The 14574-nt window shown below is 38.6% G+C and carries 14 protein-coding genes; 8 read left to right on the forward strand and 6 right to left on the reverse strand.

Annotated features, from left to right (window positions below):
* Positions 1 to 61: 61 nt before the first annotated feature.
* Together NOX80_RS00375 and NOX80_RS00380 are read left to right on the forward strand one after the other, a co-directional pair.
* Positions 62 to 1819 (forward strand): aromatic amino acid hydroxylase, encoded by a 1758-nt coding sequence (locus tag NOX80_RS00375; protein WP_256551372.1) that lies wholly within the window; start codon positions 62 to 64, stop codon positions 1817 to 1819.
* A 68-nt stretch (positions 1820 to 1887) separates the two neighbouring features.
* On the forward strand, positions 1888 to 2196 hold the full coding sequence (locus NOX80_RS00380) for a rhodanese-like domain-containing protein (protein ID WP_256551373.1): 309 nt from the start codon (positions 1888 to 1890) through the stop codon (positions 2194 to 2196).
* A 50-nt stretch (positions 2197 to 2246) separates the two neighbouring features.
* Here the strand turns inward: NOX80_RS00380 and NOX80_RS00385 are convergent, their stop codons facing one another.
* The 3 genes from NOX80_RS00385 to alaS all read right to left on the reverse strand — a co-directional run bounded on the left by NOX80_RS00385 (position 2247) and on the right by alaS (position 6615).
* The gene (locus NOX80_RS00385; RefSeq protein WP_371926066.1) at positions 2247 to 2933 is read right to left on the reverse strand and encodes a DUF4230 domain-containing protein; all 687 of its coding nucleotides are present in this window, start codon (positions 2931 to 2933) and stop codon (positions 2247 to 2249) included.
* A 2-nt stretch (positions 2934 to 2935) separates the two neighbouring features.
* Positions 2936 to 3883, reverse strand: a complete 948-nt coding sequence (locus tag NOX80_RS00390; protein WP_256551374.1) for a GSCFA domain-containing protein — start codon at positions 3881 to 3883, stop codon at positions 2936 to 2938.
* A 104-nt stretch (positions 3884 to 3987) separates the two neighbouring features.
* A complete protein-coding gene (gene alaS, locus NOX80_RS00395; protein WP_256551375.1) occupies positions 3988 to 6615 on the reverse strand; it encodes an alanine--tRNA ligase in 2628 nt (875 codons plus the stop codon).
* A gap of 257 nt (positions 6616 to 6872) precedes the next feature.
* Between alaS and NOX80_RS00400 the strand changes: the two genes are divergently transcribed.
* The 6 genes from NOX80_RS00400 to NOX80_RS00425 all read left to right on the forward strand — a co-directional run bounded on the left by NOX80_RS00400 (position 6873) and on the right by NOX80_RS00425 (position 10765).
* Positions 6873 to 7850, forward strand: coding sequence for a M23 family metallopeptidase (locus tag NOX80_RS00400; RefSeq protein WP_256551376.1), 978 nt, complete (start codon positions 6873 to 6875; stop codon positions 7848 to 7850).
* A complete protein-coding gene (locus NOX80_RS00405; protein ID WP_256551377.1) occupies positions 7850 to 8179 on the forward strand; it encodes a MerR family transcriptional regulator in 330 nt (109 codons plus the stop codon). The genes NOX80_RS00400 and NOX80_RS00405 overlap by 1 nt, the downstream gene beginning before the upstream one ends.
* 85 nt (positions 8180 to 8264) lie before the next feature.
* Entirely contained in the window at positions 8265 to 8852 is a 588-nt protein-coding gene (locus NOX80_RS00410) for a LemA family protein (RefSeq protein WP_256551378.1), read from the forward strand.
* 5 nt (positions 8853 to 8857) lie between these two features.
* Complete coding sequence (locus tag NOX80_RS00415) at positions 8858 to 9295, forward strand: TPM domain-containing protein (protein ID WP_256551379.1); 438 nt, start codon at positions 8858 to 8860, stop codon at positions 9293 to 9295.
* A 1-nt stretch (position 9296) separates the two neighbouring features.
* Positions 9297 to 10106: a TPM domain-containing protein gene (locus NOX80_RS00420; protein WP_256551380.1), complete on the forward strand. Its 810-nt coding sequence runs from the start codon at positions 9297 to 9299 to the stop codon at positions 10104 to 10106.
* Positions 10107 to 10561: 455 nt separating this feature from the next.
* Positions 10562 to 10765, forward strand: coding sequence for a hypothetical protein (locus NOX80_RS00425; protein WP_256551381.1), 204 nt, complete (start codon positions 10562 to 10564; stop codon positions 10763 to 10765).
* A gap of 102 nt (positions 10766 to 10867) precedes the next feature.
* On the opposite strand, the gene NOX80_RS00430 is transcribed toward NOX80_RS00425, so the two are convergent.
* From NOX80_RS00430 to NOX80_RS00440, 3 genes are all read right to left on the reverse strand, one after another.
* A complete protein-coding gene (locus NOX80_RS00430) occupies positions 10868 to 11176 on the reverse strand; it encodes a hypothetical protein (RefSeq protein ID WP_256551382.1) in 309 nt (102 codons plus the stop codon).
* 44 nt (positions 11177 to 11220) lie between these two features.
* A complete protein-coding gene (locus NOX80_RS00435) occupies positions 11221 to 11694 on the reverse strand; it encodes a hypothetical protein (protein WP_256551383.1) in 474 nt (157 codons plus the stop codon).
* 89 nt (positions 11695 to 11783) lie between these two features.
* On the reverse strand, positions 11784 to 14558 hold the full coding sequence (locus NOX80_RS00440) for an outer membrane beta-barrel protein (protein WP_256551384.1): 2775 nt from the start codon (positions 14556 to 14558) through the stop codon (positions 11784 to 11786).
* Positions 14559 to 14574 lie beyond the last annotated feature (16 nt).

The following is a 14574-nucleotide window of genomic DNA, read 5'->3' on the forward strand; positions in this document are numbered from 1 at the left end:
TCCAATTGCTAACTCCCTAAAGATTTCGTAATTTTACACCAAACAGCAACAATTGTAAATCATGAATTCATCGTTTGAAACCAATCCCTTAATCGAGCGCTTACCAAAGCATCTGAAGCAATTTATCAAACCGCAGGATTATGACGAGTACACTCCGATTAACCAGGCCGTTTGGCGCTATGTGATGCGTAAAAACGTAGATTATCTCGGAAAAGTAGCGCACAGCTCGTATTTGGACGGTCTTCGTCAAACGGGAATTTCTATCGAAAGTATCCCGAATATGTACGGAATGAACCGTATCCTAAAGGAAATCGGTTGGGCAGCTGTTGCCGTAGACGGTTTTATTCCGCCTAATGCTTTTATGGAATTTCAGGCCTATAACGTACTGGTTATTGCTTCCGACATTCGCCAATTAGAACATATTGAATATACGCCAGCTCCGGACATCATCCACGAAGGAGCCGGACACGCCCCTATTATTGCCAATCCGGAATATGCAGAATACCTGCGTCGTTTCGGTGAAATCGGTTGTAAAGCAATTTCTTCGGCACGGGATTATGAAATGTATGAGGCTATTCGTTTGCTTTCTATCCTGAAAGAAGCGGAAGGAACACCGCAAAATGAAATCGAAGCCGCTGAAAAACGCGTAGATGAATTGCAAAACGATATGGGGGAACTATCTGAAATGGCGCAAATCCGAAATCTGCATTGGTGGACGGTGGAATACGGTCTGATCGGAACGGTAGATAATCCTAAGATTTACGGAGCCGGATTACTGTCTTCTATCGGAGAAAGTGCCTGGTGTATGACCGACAATGTAAAGAAAATCCCATACGATATCAGCGCTGTCAATCAAAGTTTTGACATTACAAAACCGCAACCTCAACTTTATGTAACACCTGATTTTGCCCATTTGAATCTGATTTTGGAAGAATTTGCCAATAAAATGGCTTTGCGTACCGGAGGTTTATCCGGAGTTCGAAAACTGATTCAGTCAAAAGCATTAGGAACCATTGAATTAAGTACCGGAGTTCAGATTTCAGGTGTTTTCACCAATGTAATCGAAAACGAAGGAAAACCGGTTTATATTCAGACGACAGGAAAAACAGCTTTATCATACCGCGAAAAAGAATTGGTAGGTCATGGTACTGAATACCATTCGGAAGGTTTCGGAAGCCCGATAGGAAAGCTTAAAGGCATTAATCTGGCGATAGAAGATATGAGTCCGCGTGATTTAAGAGCCTATGCCATTTTCGAAGGCGAAACCGTTACATTGGAATTTGAAGGCGACATTAAAGTATCCGGAGAAATTATTACCGGATCCCGTAACCTGCAAGGTAAAATCATTACAATCAGTTTTAAAAACTGTACCGTAACCCATAACGACACGATCTTGTTCCAACCGGAATGGGGTATTTATGACATGGCTGTCGGAAAAGAAGTGCTATCTGCATATTCCGGACCGGCCGACGTAAGAAGTTTTGATCTGATCACACATGTACCGTCATCTAAAACGATAAAAGCGCAAAAAACACCGGAACGTTTAAAACTGGAAGCGCTTTATCAAACCGTAAGAGAAATACGCGAAGGAAAAACAGGCGAAAATCTGGAGACTATTTTCACCGCCTTACAAAAAGAACATCCGAAAGACTGGTTATTATCTGTTGAAATTGCCGAATTGGCGCACAAAAACAACAATCACGATTTAGAAACAAAAGTGTTGGCGCATCTGGAACAATTAAAAAGCAGCCGACCGGAAGTTGCTCATTTGATCAGCAACGGATTGGAACTGATTTTTGAGAATGAAAGCGTAAACTAAACAAATCCGTAACAATTGTTACAACACCCTACCTGAAAGTCCCTTACCTTTGATAAAAAATTAAAGTTATGGGACTTTTAGATTTATTAGGACTAGGCAATAAAAATGAAGTTATAAAAGAATTTATAGCAAAAGGCGCTATCATTATTGATGTGCGTACTCCGGAAGAATTTGCCGGCGGACATATAAAAAATGCCAAGAATATCCCGTTACAGCGGATTGCATCCGAGATAGCAGTTATTCAAAAATGGAACAAGCCGATTATTACTTGTTGTCGTTCCGGAATGAGAAGCGCTCAAGCCGCAACGCTACTAAAAGAAAAGAATATTGAAGTGATCAACGGAGGAGGCTGGAATAGCCTTGAAAACAAAATATAAATGCTTTTGTATTCGTCATAAAAAAAACCGCTTTAAAGCGGTTTTTTTGTTTATAATTTCACTTGCTCTCCCAACTGTTGTTCATTTTCCAGGATCTGATTTTCATATTCTAATTTCCATCCCATCGTATTCGTTAGAATTAAAATTTTTGATAATTCACTAATCAATCGGTTCTTGGCATTGGATTTTAAAGTCGACGTTTCTATTTTCCGAGCCAGATCTTCTTTTACTTTTTTACTGATTTTATTATAATCATCACCGGTAAACGGATTCATTCGGCTTTGATCAACATCATAAAACTGAATATCCGGACTTATTTTGATTTCTTCCTTCGGAATATTCAGGATTTTGATCGTTTTATTTTTCTCATCAATATCATATTTCACCTGTCGTAAATCATAAGCAACCGTCACATCTGCATTGATCACGATTAAAGCCTTCTTCTCGAATGTCAGCAGGTTCATCAGGTATTTCTGCTGATCTTTATACGTCATCACCTGCGCATAATGCCCTTCGGTTACCACCAGTTTCCCGACATTTTTAATCTGCTGTTGAATCAGATTCGTATTATACTCTGTCGTTGTCGTATTTTTTTCGGAAGTTATCCATTTATAGACTACAAAACCGATAATCAACAGTATCAGCAAATACATAATTTTCCCGGAACGCGCCAATGCCTGTACGACAGGAACCAACATATTCTTAATCTGTGTTTCTTCTGATGTTTTACGTGGCATACTTAAAATTCTATGTTTGGATATTGTTCTGCTAATTTAGTAATCTTTCCTTTCAGGTTTTCCAAAAAGCGAAGATGTTGTTCCGAATCCGGATTAAAGGATCGATGCGCCAATCCTTTTTGAATACTTTCTACTTCTTTCATCACTTGCTGCGCTTCTTCGGTAATCCATGCCGTTGTAAACCGCTCCCAGATATAATCGATGGCTACCGGATTCGGATGTATCATATCTTCAGTATAAAAGCGATAATCCCGTAATTCATCCATCATAATCTCATAACTTGGAAAATAGCTCGCAACAGCCGATTCCGAAATCACCTGATGAATGGCCGTAATCAGATTCGCTTTACTCCATTGATTTTCCACAAAACCGTCTTTGATATGACGAACCGGTGAAACGGTAAAAATAAGCTTCGCCTCCGGATTGAACTGTAAAACTATGTCCATAATTTTTTCCAAATTCTCCCGAATGGCTTCAACAGATAATAATTCCTTTTTAAATTGCTTCTGCGGGACTTTATGACAATTAGCAACTATTTGATCATTTTCTAATTTCCGATATACCCAGGCCGTTCCTAATGTGATTATAACATGCGTTGCACCGGAAAGCTGCTTCTTGGTTTGAACAGTCGCACTATTCAGGTTATCGAGCAACTGATTTTTATCGGTTTCGTTTAAATCGGAATGTGCGTCAAAAGAATGCCATTGTTCATTATGGAAAAAGATATCGGATTCCGTAAATTGTTTATTCCGTAAAGCATATTCAAACAGTTTTGCTATCGCCAACGGATGAAAAAGAATTCCAAACGGATTACAATAATTCTGAAATCGGAAATAATCGAGTTTCTCACTCATATTAACAGCAAAACAGGAACCCAAAGACACTATTTGTGAAGTATAATCAATCGGATTAGTACTTTTAAAAACAGGTATTTGGGTTCTGAATTGCATGATTGAGTTTGTTTCTACAAACTTAGCGATTATTATGTCATATTCTAAAAACAGAAAACCCAAAGTGCATTACTTTGGGTTTTCCGATTCTATTCTGATATTTATTATTTTACAAAGTCTATCGCTTTTTCTAAAGCTTCTTTGATTCCGCCAGGATTCTTACCTCCGGCCGTTGCAAAGAACGGTTGTCCGCCTCCGCCTCCTTGAATGTATTTTCCAAGTTCGCGTACTACCTGTCCGGCGTTTAATCCTTTTTCAGCGACCAATTCTTTCGAAATATAACAGGTTAGCATTGGCTTCCCTTCATCAGCTGTTGCTAACAACAAGAAAAGATCGGTTCCAAGGTTACCTAATTCATAAGCCAGATCTTTTGCTCCGTTCGGATCTAAATCCACCTGTTTTGCTAAAAATCGAACACCATTGATTTCCTGTAGTTCACCAACTAATTCACCTTTTAGGTTTTTCGCTTTTTCTTTTAATAACGCTTCCAACTGTTTTTTCAGTTTCGCATTTTCGTCCTGTAACGAAACAACGGCTTTAATCGTATCCTGAGGGTTTTTCAACGTTTCTTTAATCTCTTTCAGGGTATTTTCCTGAGAAGCAAAGAAGTCTTTTACCGCTTCGTTGGTAATCGCTTCCACACGACGGATTCCCGCTGCAACACCACCTTCACTCGTAATTTTAAAGTACCAGATATCGGCTGTATTCGGCACGTGGATTCCACCACATAATTCCATACTGTCACCAAATTTAATGGCACGTACGTTATCACCGTATTTTTCACCGAATAAGGCCATTGCGCCTTCTTCGATTGCCTGAGCAAACGGAATACTTCTTCTTTCGATTAACGGCAATTGCTCGCGTATTCTTGCATTTACAAAATCTTCAACCTGTTTTAATTCTTCATCAGTCACTTTTGCAAAATGAGAGAAGTCAAAACGAAGGTAATTCGGAGAAACCAACGATCCTTTTTGCTCCACATGCGTTCCTAAAACCGAACGCAAAGCCTGGTGTAATAAGTGTGTCGCTGAGTGACTATTAGCCGACTGGCTACGTAATTCTTTATTTACTTTTGCGTCAAATGTTGCGTTTATATTTTCCGGTAATTTTTTCGCAAAATGTAAAATCAGGTTGCTTTCTTTTTTGGTGTCGATAATTTCGATGGTTTCGTTAGCCGATACCAAAACACCTTTATCACCAACCTGTCCGCCACCTTCCGGATAGAAAGGCGTGCTATCCAGAACAATCTGATATAATTTACCGTCTTTTTTACTATCTACTTTTCTGAAACGGGTGATTTTCACCTCATTTTCCGTTTGATCATAACCAACAAATGTTTCTACATTTCCATCTACCAAAATTGTCCAGTCATCTGTCGAAACTTCGGAAGCCTCACGCGAACGATCTTTTTGTTTTTTCATCGCCGCTTCAAAACCGGCTTCATCATAATTATAACCTCTTTCTCGCAAGATCAACTCGGTTAAATCTTTCGGAAAACCGAATGTATCGTATAATTCAAAAACTTTTTCTCCGGAAATAACAATACCTTTTGTTTCGGCAATTACGTTTTCCAACAGATGTAATCCTTGTTCTAATTTTTTAAGGAAAGACGCCTCTTCTTCTCTGATTACGTTCATCACCAATGATTTCTGAGCCGTGATTTCCGGGAAGAATGCGCCCATTTGGTCGCTTAATACCTGTACCAATTCGTAAATAAACGGTTCTTTTTTGTTTAAGAAAGTAAACGCATAACGGATTGCACGACGTAAAATACGACGGATTACATAACCTGCTCCGGTATTGGATGGTAATTGCCCGTCGGCGATAGCAAATGCTACAGCACGAACGTGATCCACAATTACACGGATTGCAATATTTACTTTATCTTCTTCCTCATCTTTCGCTTTAACCGTGTATTTCGCTCCGGTTAAACTTTCCACTTTACGGATTAGCGGAGTAAATACATCCGTATCATAATTGGACTGAACTCCCTGTAATACCATACACAAACGCTCAAATCCCATTCCGGTATCGACGTGTTGTGCCGGTAATTTTTCAAGAGAACCATCCGCTTTACGGTTGAACTCCATAAATACGTTGTTCCAGATTTCTACTACCTGAGGGTGATCCGCATTAACAAGATCTTTCCCCGGTACGTTCGCTTTTTCTTCTGCCGAACGGATATCCACGTGAATTTCAGTACAAGGTCCACAAGGTCCCTGATCGCCCATTTCCCAGAAGTTGTCCTTTTTATTTCCCAAAAGGATACGATCTTCCGCAATAAGGGTTTTCCAAATATCATAAGCTTCCTGGTCAAAAGGAACATTTTCTTCCTTACTTCCTTCGAAAACCGTTACATATAAAATATCTTTATCAATTTTGTAAACCTCGGTCAATAATTCCCAGGCCCAATTGATTGCTTCTTTCTTAAAATAATCGCCGAAACTCCAGTTTCCTAACATTTCGAACATCGTGTGGTGGTAGGTATCAATTCCTACTTCCTCCAGGTCATTGTGTTTCCCGGATACGCGAAGACATTTCTGAGTATCGGCTATACGGGCGCTTTTCGGTGTTCCATTCCCCAGGAAAAACTCTTTAAACTGAGCCATTCCGGAATTGTTGAACATCAAAGTAGGATCGTCTTTTAAAACGATCGGAGCCGAAGGCACAATCAAGTGGCCTTTGCTCTGAAAAAAGTCGAGAAACTGTTTTCTGACGTCTTGTGATTTCATATACTGCATTATTTGACGCGAATTGACTTCGCCCGTATGTATTAATTTATTCTTAAAATTAAAAAAGTTCTCCGACCTATACTTCCTGATATCATCAACTTACACTTAACATGTCACTACGTAACCGACAAGAAATAAGCTAAATATTATTTCCGGAAAAGTATTTTACAGAAACATTTATTAAATTTGTTCGTCTAACCTTACAAAAGGTTGCCGTTTAACTTTTTATAAGGTGCAAAAATAGCATATTTTAGAAAATGTCGAAGGTAAAATATTATTACGATCCTGAAAAATTAGCCTATCAGAAAATAAAGCCTAAAAAAGGACGTCGTTTGGGATACATCAGTTTGTTTTTAGTTGCATCGGCGTTGTTCGGTTTTTTGTGTTTTATCATATTAATCAATACACCGTTTTTTGAAACCCCGAAAGATAAATTACAGGCTCGTGAAATTGAAAACCTGAAGATCAACTATGCGATCCTGAATAAAAAAATGGATCAGTTGGATGCTGTTTTAAGTGATCTGGAAGAGCGCGACAACAATCTTTACCGGGTTTATTTTAACAGTTCGCCTATCCCGGATGAGCAACGTCGTGCCGGATTCGGAGGAATTAACCGATATAAAGCGCTTGAAGGCTATAACAATTCGGATCTCGTTATGAATACCACTCGTCGTGTCGATGTGATCACCAAACAACTGGTAATTCAGTCGCGTTCGCTGGATGAAATATTAAAACTGGCAAAAGACAAAGAAAAACTGCTTTCCGCCATTCCGGCCATTCAACCGGTAAAAAATGAAGATTTAAAACACATGGCCTCCGGTTTCGGATACCGAAGCGATCCGTTTACCAAAGTCCGTAAGTTTCATGCCGGGATGGACTTTTCCGCCAAAACCGGAACTCCCATTTTCGCTACAGGTGACGGAGTCGTTAGAAGAGCCGACAACTCATTATCCGGTTACGGAAACCATATTGAGATTACACATGGCTATGGCTATGAAACATTATATGCGCATTTAAGCAAATACAATGTCCGACCGGGTCAACGCGTTAAAAGAGGAGACATCATCGGATATGTGGGTAGCACAGGACGTTCTGAAGCGCCTCACCTCCATTATGAAGTTCATAAAAACGGATCTGTAGTGAATCCGTTAAATTTCTATTACGGTTCGATTTCGGCCAAAGAATATGTTTTGATTTCACAATTAGCTAACCAAGAAAACCAATCGCTCGACTAATGCATTTAGACTTACCTGAAAAGAGATATTACAGTATCGGCGAACTTGCCAAAGCATTTGATGTAAATGCTTCACTTATCCGTTTCTGGGATAAAGAATTTGATATTCTGAAACCCAAAAAGAATGCAAAAGGCAACCGGATGTTTACACCGGAAGATGTAAAAAACCTGCAATTGATTTATCATTTGGTTAAAGAACGTGGGTTTACTCTGGAAGGCGCCAAAACCCACCTGAAAGAAGCACAGAAAAAAACACTGGATAAATTCGAAATCATTCGTAAATTAGAAGCTATCAAAGTGCAACTTTTGAATATTAAGAACGAATTATAACAACTCCTGAAAAAAATCCGTTTGTAACGGTTCAGGTCAATTCACGACTAATAGTATAATAAAAAACAATCTAAAAAAAGTAATTATGAGAAAATGGTTAGTTCCCGGAATTATTGTATTCTTTATTGTTATCCTTTATTTTTGGGCTAAAGGTATCAACAATACCGCAGTAGAAATGGATCAGGCTTCACAGGAAGCATGGGGTAACGTACAAACCTCTTATCAACGTAGAAACGACCTTATCGGCAATCTGGTAAACACCGTTAAAGGTGCTGCTGATTTCGAAAAAAGCACACTGGAAGCTGTAGTTAAAGCCCGTTCGGAAGCGACTAAAACAACAATCGACCCTTCGAACATCACACCGGAACAATTAGCAGAGTTCAACAAAGCACAAAGCGGTGTTTCTTCGGCTTTATCTCGTTTATTGGTTACCGTAGAACAATATCCTGATTTAAAAGCAAACCAAAACTTCCTTAAACTACAGGATGAGCTGGCAAGCACTGAAAATCAGATTTTAACAGCGCGAACTCGTTTTAACGAAAGCGTTAAAGGTTATAACAGTCATATCAAAAAATTCCCGAACAGTGTTTTTGCCGGTATGTTCGGATTTAAAGAGAAAGCTTTCTTCAATGCTGTAGAAGGTGCTGAAAAACCTGTTGAAGTTAAATTCTAAAAACCATGTCGGCTACTGAAAATTTCCTGACTCCGGAAGAAGAAAATGCAATCGTAAATGCGATTCAGATCGCTGAACGGAATACTTCAGGAGAAATTAGAGTCCACCTGGAAGATCATAGTGAAAAACCTCCTCTTGAAAGAGCTCAGGAGGTTTTTTATTCCCTTGGCATGGATAAAACCAAAGCTCGTAACGGCGTTTTATTTTACGTTGGAGTAACGGATCATACTTTTGCCATTATCGGCGACGAAGGGATTCACAATGTGGTCGAGGACGATTTTTGGGATTGCACCAAAGAAATTGTGATTACACACTTCAAAAACAAACGTTATAAAGAAGGTCTGGTGGATGGTATCATCAAGGCCGGCGAACGTTTAAAACAGTATTTTCCTTTTGAAAGTGACGATACCAACGAATTATCGAACGAAATATCCAAAGGATAAAATGACTTATCATATTTCAAAAATTATTAAAAACCTGTTGTTACCGGTATTCTTCTTACTGTTACAACCGGTTTCGGCTCAGTTTACCATTCCGGAAAAACCAAAATTCCAGACCAGTGTTTACGATTATGCCAATATGTTACGTCCTCAGGAAAAACAAAGTCTTGAAGAAAAGCTGATTCATTATTCCGATTCTACGACAACCCAGATCGTTGTGGTGACTATCGAATCGTTACAAGGAGAAGATATCGGGATTTTAACTCCGAAATGGGCGCATCAATGGGGTATCGGACAAGCGAAAGAGGACAATGGTGTTTTTATTCTGCTAGCTAAAAACGAACGTCGGATATGGATTTCTCCCGGTTATGGCGTGGAAGATCGCTTAACGGCCGGAATTGTGGGTGAAATCACCCGGAATATTATTATACCGGAATTTAAAGCCGGTAGTTATTATACCGGACTTGACAAAGGTGTTGATGCTATTGTAGACGTACTGAAAGGAAAATACAAAGGCAGCCGTAAAGGTGATCAATCCGATGACGGTGTAGCCGGAATTTTTATTTTCATTTTTATCGTTATCATTCTGATTATCGTACTGGCGCGCGGTCGTAAACCCGGTGGCGGCAAAGGCGGTATTGGTGGCGGTAGCGGACCGGGCATTCTGGACATGATCATCCTTAGCAGCTTAGGTCGTGGTGGCGGAGGCGGTTTTGGCGGCGGAAGCTCCGGAGGTGGTTTTGGCGGCGGCGGATTCGGTGGCGGCTTTGGCGGCGGCGGATTTAGCGGTGGCGGAGCCGGCGGAAGTTGGTAACAGACTAAGACAATTATAAGACAAAGCCGGACTCGTTCCGGCTTTTTTTATTCACCGCTTCTCCCATTACTTTTATTGAAGGATGTATTTACACTGAAAATAAGTCCTCTACCATTAACTTTTGCTCTTTCTCCATTTATTTCTGAAAAATTATAGTGCGAATTATTTAATATCTTTATTACTCCATTTTCTTTTTCTTAATAAAAGAGGAACACTATTATATATACTTATATAAAAATGGGTTGTTTTATTTTTAATTGAAAAATTAGCAGTGTCAAAATAAGATTAAAACACTAATTATCAATTACTTATATTTACAATTCCTAAATTCTCACTTTAGAGTTACAAGAAAAAATTCCTCCATGCTATGCAGACGGTATTGGAAACAACCGTAACACCGTGAGAAGTGTAGGACTGCTAAGGCATGGAGGTCTTATTTCCTAAATTCTCAAAATATGGATTCCAAAAGAGACCTAAAATCGTTTCGAGACACTGTCATACAGCAAAAAACCGTAATTAAAACAATGCAAAAAGTAAACGACACGTTATCTAAGACATTAGAAGAAGAAATGCAGTATAAAAATCATGCGTATTTTTTTATACTGGAAAAAGGGTATTTCTATGAATACTTGGAGTATTCTAAGGAGCATCAAATTTAAAGGCTATCTAAAGGAAAATAAACCGGACAGGTCTTAAAGACCTGTCCGGTTTAAATACTACAGTACGAAAAAAACAGGCAGGTCTTTAAAGACCTGCCTGTTTTAATACGATCGTTTTACATACCATTGTATTAACATAAGAACAAAAATAATTATCGGCAGAAACATAAATCCGAATACAAAAATACCCGGGATTATAGATCCGCAGCGAGGTTGTTCTCCTACAGCTATAAATCCTTCTACCATTATTGCTAATCCGATTGAAAGCAAGGTTATCAATATTTGTCCTGCAAAACTAAAAAGAGTAACGACTCCTAAACTCATATTTGTCGCTCCTCTAATCGCTCTATTTCCATACCGTATCTGAAAAACAAGCGGTATTAATAATAACACTAAAGCTATATATATCATTATTACTTATTAAAAAACAAGCCTTTACGACCGGTTCAGGTTTTTTAATCACATTCATCACCCCAACATTCCCTACAAGGTTGGTCTACTTTGGGATAATGGTTTTGTTTTTCGGTTGTAACAAACATATTATTAGACGTAAATCCCGATGGAAATTGGGTAATCCAACGTCCGAGGTGTTTTTCTTTTTCCGTTGGGATAAACTTAAAATCCTGTAAAGACTTCCCGCCTTTTTCTTTTGTTTGCACTATTATCGTATCACTCGACTGATAGGTATTTAAAACCTGATATTCCTGATCTTCCTGTTGTCCGTGCAGAAAAATTTCCGAATTCTTTCCGGTATGTGTAATCGTTAGCAGTAAATTTCCGGAATCGCAAGTATTGTATACAATCAGCCCTTTTGCTGTTTTGGTTAGCCGCACCCATTCCCGCGGCAACATCCTGAGATCGTAATTTTTTCGTTCCGGCTCACATCCAAACAGCGCCGAGATTACTATTCCTGCATAAAAATATTTCATCTTTCTTTTTCAATTTTTCGCAAATATACTTCGCTTATGTCAAAAAAAAGAAGCTGCGGGGTTCAGCTCCTTTTAATTATGGATATATTTTAAAGAACTCTATCCCTTCCCCTTCCTTTTTTTTCTTTTCCGGCAAATTTTTCAATTTTATAAGTCAGCGAAAACATAGCATATCGCTTTAAAACTACATTTTCTTCATCCCGAATACTGGTTGCTGTAATCGTTCGCGTAGCACTCTGATTCTGATTTAACAAGTCGTAGACTTTTACTTTAAACAACATTCTGTCTTCCCAAAAATTATATCCGACACTGGTATTCCATAGGTAAAAATCTTTTTTAAAACCATCGGAAATTGCCGAATTGTAGTTATACCCAAAATCGTTTCCGATAACCAATCCTTTCGGCCAGTAACTCGTAGTCTGTAAATTGACCTGATGCTGATAATTCGAAGCCGAACTTACGCTATAATTCGTATAGCTCGTATTATTATAGACATAACTATAAGAAGGACTTACGCTTAACAATTCGCCGTAATCCCAGTTAAAGTTAGCTTTCGCTCTGATGCGATAATTAAAAGCATCATACATTTCGGCATTAGTATATCCTTTGCTTTTGGTAAAATTCAATCCCGAACCTGCGCTGATACGGAATTTATGCATTTCGACTTTATAACTTTTATTCCAGTTTACACCTGTCCATGTATTAAAAACTCCGGAAACATTTTGATAAGTCGTATATCGCTTTGCACTTTCGTCATATACAGTTGAAGCAATTGCCTGACTTTCATAAAACTGTCCGCCGGTATAAAAACTATAGCCTGAACGGGAAGCATAGTCATAATTCCGGAAGCTTGCATAAACATAGTGGCTCTTATTCGGATTCAAATCCGGATTTCCGGAATAGCTCACCAAAGCACTCGAAAGATCTTCTACAGGTAACAATTGCGTCGCAGACGGGAACGATACCTGATAGGAATAATTCAGCCATAACGATTTTGCTTTCGATAGTTTATAATCCATATAAACTTCCGCCGACGGTAATATATAATCCCGAATTAGTTTGGTATCGCGATATAAATAAAACGATTCATTATCCAAACGGGCAATATTAGTTCCGAAATACCCGCTCAGATAGAGTTTATTTTTCTGTATATTAATTCCTGCTTTGGGATTAATCGTGATTGTTTTCGAGCGCAAAAAACTTGTCAGCGTATCATTTTGTGTTGTATAATCACCGGTTACCTCATCATAATTATAAGCCGTTTTATTGTCCAATGCTTTATTCCATGTATAATCTACCGCTATTTTAAAACGAACGGAATCCATTATCGGCTCCAGGTATTCCAGTCCGATATCGATACGATCATTAAAATTTCGATTATAGCGAATCTGATCCCGGTTATCGGTACGGAGCAAATTTCCGTTTTCATCATAAAACCGCGTTTTGGACTGATTCAGATTACTTCCGATATCTTTTGAATTCGCATTGTCAATCGTAACTCCGATGCTTCTTCCCTTTTTGTTCAGTCTTTTATTAAAAGCTATTGAATTACTGAAGTTCTGATTGTCCGTTTCGTTATACAAATTACTCTGACTATCATTTAACGTCCGGTTATTATCTCCTAACGTTGCCTCGACTGACTGGCTATTGTATTTTGCATTCCCTTTAGTAAAACGAGGGGCAACAAAAACCGTCGCTGTCGAATCGATTTTATATTCAACATTAAAACTCGTGTTATGGGTGTATTTATCCTCTCGTGAATTCCCTTCCGATTCCGTTATGATGGTTCGATCCGGTAAAAAGTTCTGATACCGGCTTTTATTGGTGTTTTTCGAAGTTGCATCGTTATAAAAATAATTTCCGTTGATGTCAAATCCTTTAAAAAGTTCATCGGCATAATTCAATCCGACCATATTGGACTGTGTAATTCCTTTTCCTCCGCCAAAATTCATTCCGCTATCACCGGAACGAGACGAATTATTACGACCACCTCCCATATTGTCAAAAATTTCATTCATGGAGAATCCGGTCGAATTAATATTATTCGACGATCCTAAAAAACTGATCTTACGGGAACCTTTAAAATAATTTACCAACGCACTACTTTCATAGCGACTATCTGTACCATAACCACCGGTAAATTTCCCAAAGAAACCTTTATTCTTATCTTCCTCGATCGTCAGGTTAATACTGGCATTATTGGAATTCCCTTTCTGTCCGGATATTTCTTCTTTTTTGGTTTTAGTATCCGTTACCTGTATTTTATTAATAACATTGGAAGGCAGGCTTTGCAGTGCAATTTTTCCATCCTTATCAAAAAACGGTTTTCCGTTTACAAGGATTTGATTTACTTCTTTTCCGTTAACAGTAATTTTACCGTCCGTATCCACTTCTACACCGGGTAATTGCTTTAAAAGTGTTTCTACGTTCGCATCCGGGCGCACTTTAAACGAAGCGGCATTAAACTCTAATGTATCTTTTTTAATCCGGATTGGCGGCGCTTCCGCTTTCACCACCACTTCATCCAATGCTTTAGCCGATTCAGCAATTGCAATCGTTCCGAAATCTTTCGATTCGGTAAAATTTTCCAGTCTTACTTTATGATCCTGATAACCGATCAGCGCTATTTTCAGAAAAACAGGCTGTGTTATTTTTTTTACGCTGAGTTCAAAGTTTCCGGTTTTATTGGTGATCGTATAATCGATCAGCGAAGAATCTTTGGCAACCGACAAGTAAACGGTTACAGATTCGATTGGCAAACCCGAGTTTTTGTCTATAACTTTCCCTTTTACCGTTATGGTATTTTGAGCGAAGGAAAGGCAACTAAAAAACAAAAACGCAAAAAGTAAGGTGATTTTTTGCATTAGAATAAAAAAAATT

Source organism: Flavobacterium cerinum (assembly GCF_024496085.1).
In the GTDB taxonomy this organism is placed as follows: Bacteria; Bacteroidota; Bacteroidia; order Flavobacteriales; family Flavobacteriaceae; genus Flavobacterium; species Flavobacterium cerinum_A.